This is a genomic window from Mesorhizobium sp. M7A.F.Ca.MR.176.00.0.0 (genome assembly GCF_004023165.1).
Taxonomy (GTDB): domain Bacteria; phylum Pseudomonadota; class Alphaproteobacteria; order Rhizobiales; family Rhizobiaceae; genus Mesorhizobium.
In genome coordinates this window covers 1-3,702 of sequence record NZ_RZTC01000088.1, presented here as the reverse complement: position 1 = coordinate 3,702, position 3,702 = coordinate 1, and the positions used below count along the sequence as shown (strand labels likewise).

5 protein-coding genes and 1 pseudogene are annotated in these 3,702 nt (G+C 63.6%); 3 read left to right on the top strand and 3 right to left on the bottom strand.

Annotated elements, in window-relative coordinates; translation table 11 throughout:
• Window positions 1-590 (top strand): annotated as a pseudogene (locus EOB59_RS36660) (MFS transporter); the annotation flags it as partial.
• A gap of 32 nt (window positions 591-622) precedes the next feature.
• On the opposite strand, the gene EOB59_RS24865 reads toward EOB59_RS36660, so the two are convergent.
• Window positions 623-1,282 (bottom strand): response regulator transcription factor, encoded by a 660-nt coding sequence (locus EOB59_RS24865; RefSeq protein ID WP_023813893.1) that lies wholly within the window; start codon window positions 1,280-1,282, stop codon window positions 623-625.
• Window positions 1,283-1,402: 120 nt separating this feature from the next.
• Window positions 1,403-1,819: a hypothetical protein gene (locus EOB59_RS24860; RefSeq protein ID WP_127266720.1), complete on the bottom strand. Its 417-nt coding sequence runs from the start codon at window positions 1,817-1,819 to the stop codon at window positions 1,403-1,405.
• Between the two features lie 107 nt (window positions 1,820-1,926).
• Here EOB59_RS24860 and EOB59_RS24855 point away from each other — a divergent pair, with 107 nt between their 5' ends.
• Both EOB59_RS24855 and EOB59_RS24850 read left to right on the top strand, forming a co-directional pair.
• Window positions 1,927-2,277 carry a DUF952 domain-containing protein gene (locus EOB59_RS24855; RefSeq protein WP_063173552.1) on the top strand — a complete coding sequence of 117 codons (351 nt, stop codon included), beginning with the start codon at window positions 1,927-1,929 and terminating at the stop codon, window positions 2,275-2,277.
• Complete coding sequence (locus tag EOB59_RS24850) at window positions 2,274-3,350, top strand: quinone-dependent dihydroorotate dehydrogenase (RefSeq protein ID WP_128289460.1); 1,077 nt, start codon at window positions 2,274-2,276, stop codon at window positions 3,348-3,350. Before EOB59_RS24855 ends, EOB59_RS24850 begins: the two co-directional genes overlap by 4 nt.
• Before the next feature lie 8 nt (window positions 3,351-3,358).
• Here EOB59_RS24850 and EOB59_RS35355 read toward each other — a convergent pair whose 3' ends face one another.
• A complete protein-coding gene (locus EOB59_RS35355; RefSeq protein WP_127408637.1) occupies window positions 3,359-3,559 on the bottom strand; it encodes a hypothetical protein in 201 nt (66 codons plus the stop codon).
• Window positions 3,560-3,702 lie beyond the last annotated feature (143 nt).

The window sequence follows — 3,702 nt, the reverse complement described above, 5'->3', positions numbered from 1 at the left end:
CCTACACGCTGCCGACGCTTGTGCTGCCGCCGTTGGCAGAGCGCTTTTCGCTGCGTTATCGGCCCGGCATCATCATTCCGGCGGGCCTCGTCATCATCGGCGTCGGGTTCATCCTGATGAAATTCGGCAGCGCCGCCGCGCAACCGGACTGGCTGACGATGCTGCCCGGCTGCCTGATCGCGGGGATGGGTCTGGGAATAACCAACACACCTGTCACCAACACGACGACGGGTTCCGTTTCGAGCGATCGCGCCGGCATGGCCTCCGGCATCGACATGAGCGCGCGCATGGTTTCATTGGCGTTGAACATCGCGGTGATGGGCTTCATCCTGGCCAGCGGTGTGCTGGCGCATCTGGGGCATGCGCTGCCCGACCTCGACACTGCCCAATTGCGTCTTCTCGCCGAAGCTATCGCTGCTGGAAACCCCATCTCCGGGCTCGCCGGGACCGTCGCCCAGGATGCGCTACGCAACGGCTTTGGCTGGGTCATGCTCTATGGCGGGATCGGCGTCTGGATCATGGCCGCCATCAGTTTCGCAAGCTTCAACGGCCGGCCGGTGCGGCGGACGGAGGTTCAGTGCTCTGATTGAACACTATTCTGATTGAACAGGCGCCCTGGCGATCAACCCGCCGGCTGCAGCGGATCGCTGCCGATCTTGGACAGCAGGATCACCGCCTGCGTGCGGCTGTCGACGCCGAGCTTCTGCAGAATGGCGGAGACATGCGCCTTGATGGTAGCCTCCGATACACCGAGTTCATAGGCGATCTGCTTGTTGAGCAGGCCCTCGGCCAGCATGCCCAGCACCCGTGTCTGCTGCGGCGTCAGAGCCTGCAGCCGCTTGATGAGGTCCGATATTTCGGGATCGCGCTCGATGCCGAGATCGACGCCGGCTGGTGCTGCGATGTCGCCGGCAAGCACCGATTGCACCGCGCTGCGGATCTCCTCCATGCTGGCCGACTTGGAGATAAAGCCGGAAGCGCCGAGATCGAGCGCCCGCCTGATGGTCGCCGGATCGTCATGCGCCGACACCACGACCAGCGGCACCGCCGGATGGATGCCACGCAGCGAGACCAGGCCGGACAGGCCGCTGGCGCCCGGCATCGACAGGTCGAGCAGCACCAGATCGACGTCCTCGTTGGCCACGACCAGCGCCTTGGCGCTCTCGAAATCGCCGGCTTCATGGATGGCGGCGACGTTGCCGATGCCGGCGAGCGCTTCGCGCAGCGCACCGCGAAACAGCGGGTGATCGTCGGCGATGACGAAAGAATAGCCTGCCGGCAAATGTCCCTCCCCAAATCCCCGATGATTTTTGGCTTTTCGGGTTCAATTGGACGATTATGAGGGGCTGCGCGCTGTTTTCAAGCGGCAAAGCCAGCGCGCCGCCTCCCCTGGTTGAAGCGCTCAGGTCTTCTGGGCGCCGTCGTCCTTGTCCATATCCTTGACGATGCCCATGAAGCCGCGCAGGAAGCGCTCCATGTAGCTCATGGTCTTGTTGAAATCCTCCTCGCTCGGCAGTTTCGATTCGAGGCGGGCGGAGAGCGAATTCTCGAGCTTGGTGACGCGCTCGTCCATCGCCTTCATCGAGGTTTGCAGGCGGTCGACCTCGTCCTGGAAAGCAGCGCGTTCGTCGGCCGCCATCTTGCAGACGAGCTGGCCCGAACGTTCCTCGCAAATCGACATGGCGCCGGTCTGCGTATCGATACGGACAAAGCCGCTATCGGACTTTTCCAGGCGGTAGCGGTCGGTCTCTTCCGAATAAGCTGAAGCCGCGACCAGCGAAACGAGCGCGGCGGGGATCAAGATGTGCTGCAGACGCATGTTGTCCTCCATGGCCAAGGCCTCAGATATCGCATGTTTGCGCCGGAAATGGGGAAGACCCTTGGCGTGGCCTTTCCCGAATGGCTGGTTCGGACTATAGCGCAACCATGTCTCAGATTATCTACAAGATAACCCCGCAAGCGCCTTGGCGCGAGGCCGAAACGCATGGTCGCTTCACCGGCGCGCCGATCGATGTCGCCGATGGCTTCATCCATTTCTCAACGGCAGCACAGGTCAGGGAAACGGCGGCAAAGCACTTTGCCGGCCAGACGGACCTTCTGCTGGTCGCCATCGACGGCGCCGGCCTGGGTGCTGCGCTGAGATACGAGGTCTCGCGCGGCGGCGCGCTGTTTCCGCATCTTTATGGCCCGCTGGACCTCAAGGCCGTGCTGTGGGTCCGGCCGCTGCCGCTTGGCGCCGATGGTGTGCACCAGTTCCCGGCACTGGAGGGGCAATGAGCGTGCTCGACCGGCTCGGCCAGAAGCTGCTGTTCGCCTTCGATCCGGAAACCGCGCATGGCATGTCGATTGCGGCGCTGCGATGCGGCCTGCCGGTCGGTGCGCGGACGACGCTCGACGCGCGGCTGAAGGTCAGCGTCTGCGGCCTCGATTTCCCCAATCCGATCGGCATGGCGGCCGGCTATGACAAGAACGCCGAGGTTCCGGACGCGTTGCTTGGCCTGGGCTTTGGCTTCGCCGAGGTCGGTACCATCACGCCGTTGCCGCAGGCCGGCAATCCGAAGCCGCGTATCTTCCGGCTGACTGCCGACGATGCGGTGATCAACCGATTGGGCTTCAACAATGAAGGCCATGCAGCGGCCGAAAAGCGCCTTGCCGCACGTAAGGGCCGCTCCGGCATCGTCGGCGTCAACATCGGCGCCAACAAGGACAGCAGCGACCGCATCGGCGACTATGAGCGCGGTGTCGCCCGGTTTGCGCAATACGCCAGCTATCTCACCGTCAACATCTCCTCGCCCAACACGCCGGGCCTGCGCAACATGCAGGCGCGCGAGCAGCTTGGCGAGCTCTTGTCGCGGGTCATGGCCGCGCGCGCCACGGCAACGGCGCAGCCGCCAGTGTTCCTGAAGATCGCGCCGGATCTGGTCGAGGCAGAGCTGGAGGACATCGCCGCCGAGGTCACCGAAAAGCAGGTGGACGGCGTCATCGTCTCCAACACCACCATCTCCCGACCGCCGTTGCGCAGTAGCGACACCGCGCGCGAGACCGGGGGACTCTCCGGCAAGCCGCTGTTCGAGCGTTCGACCATCGTGCTGGCGAAGATGCGCAAGCTGCTCGGACCGGACCGCGCCATCATCGGCGTCGGCGGCGTCGATTCCGCCGATACGGCGCTGGACAAGGTCCGTGCGGGTGCTGATCTGGTCCAGCTCTACACCGGCATGATTTATGCCGGGCCTTCACTGCCAGGCCGTATTTTTTCCGGAATGGTCCGTTTCGTCGAAAAGGAACGGCTGAAGTCGATTTGCGAGTTGCGCGACAGCCGCCTCGACTTCTGGGCGTCCAGGCAACTCTGAGCCTGCTCTCAGGAGCGTAGATTGCGACTGACGGCCCGCTCGCAAATGGCGCCGCCGATGGCAGGCAACACGCCGAAGAGAAGCAACTGCGCGGTGCCGCCGATGCCAGAAACCGCGGAGAGAATGAACGCAGCGAGCAATCCCAGCGCCGCGCCCAAGACATATGGCAGGTAGCTTCGCATAAGCTCGCCCTGGAACAATTGGTGCATCAAGTCTGTTGGAAATCGACTGAAAGTGCAAGTGCATCCGACCGCACAGCAGGGCAACGAACTCGGTTTAACGGGTTGCTTCGGAGCCTCGCCGGCGCATTGGCTGACGGAGCATCAAACGAAAAACCCGCCTGTGCGGCGGG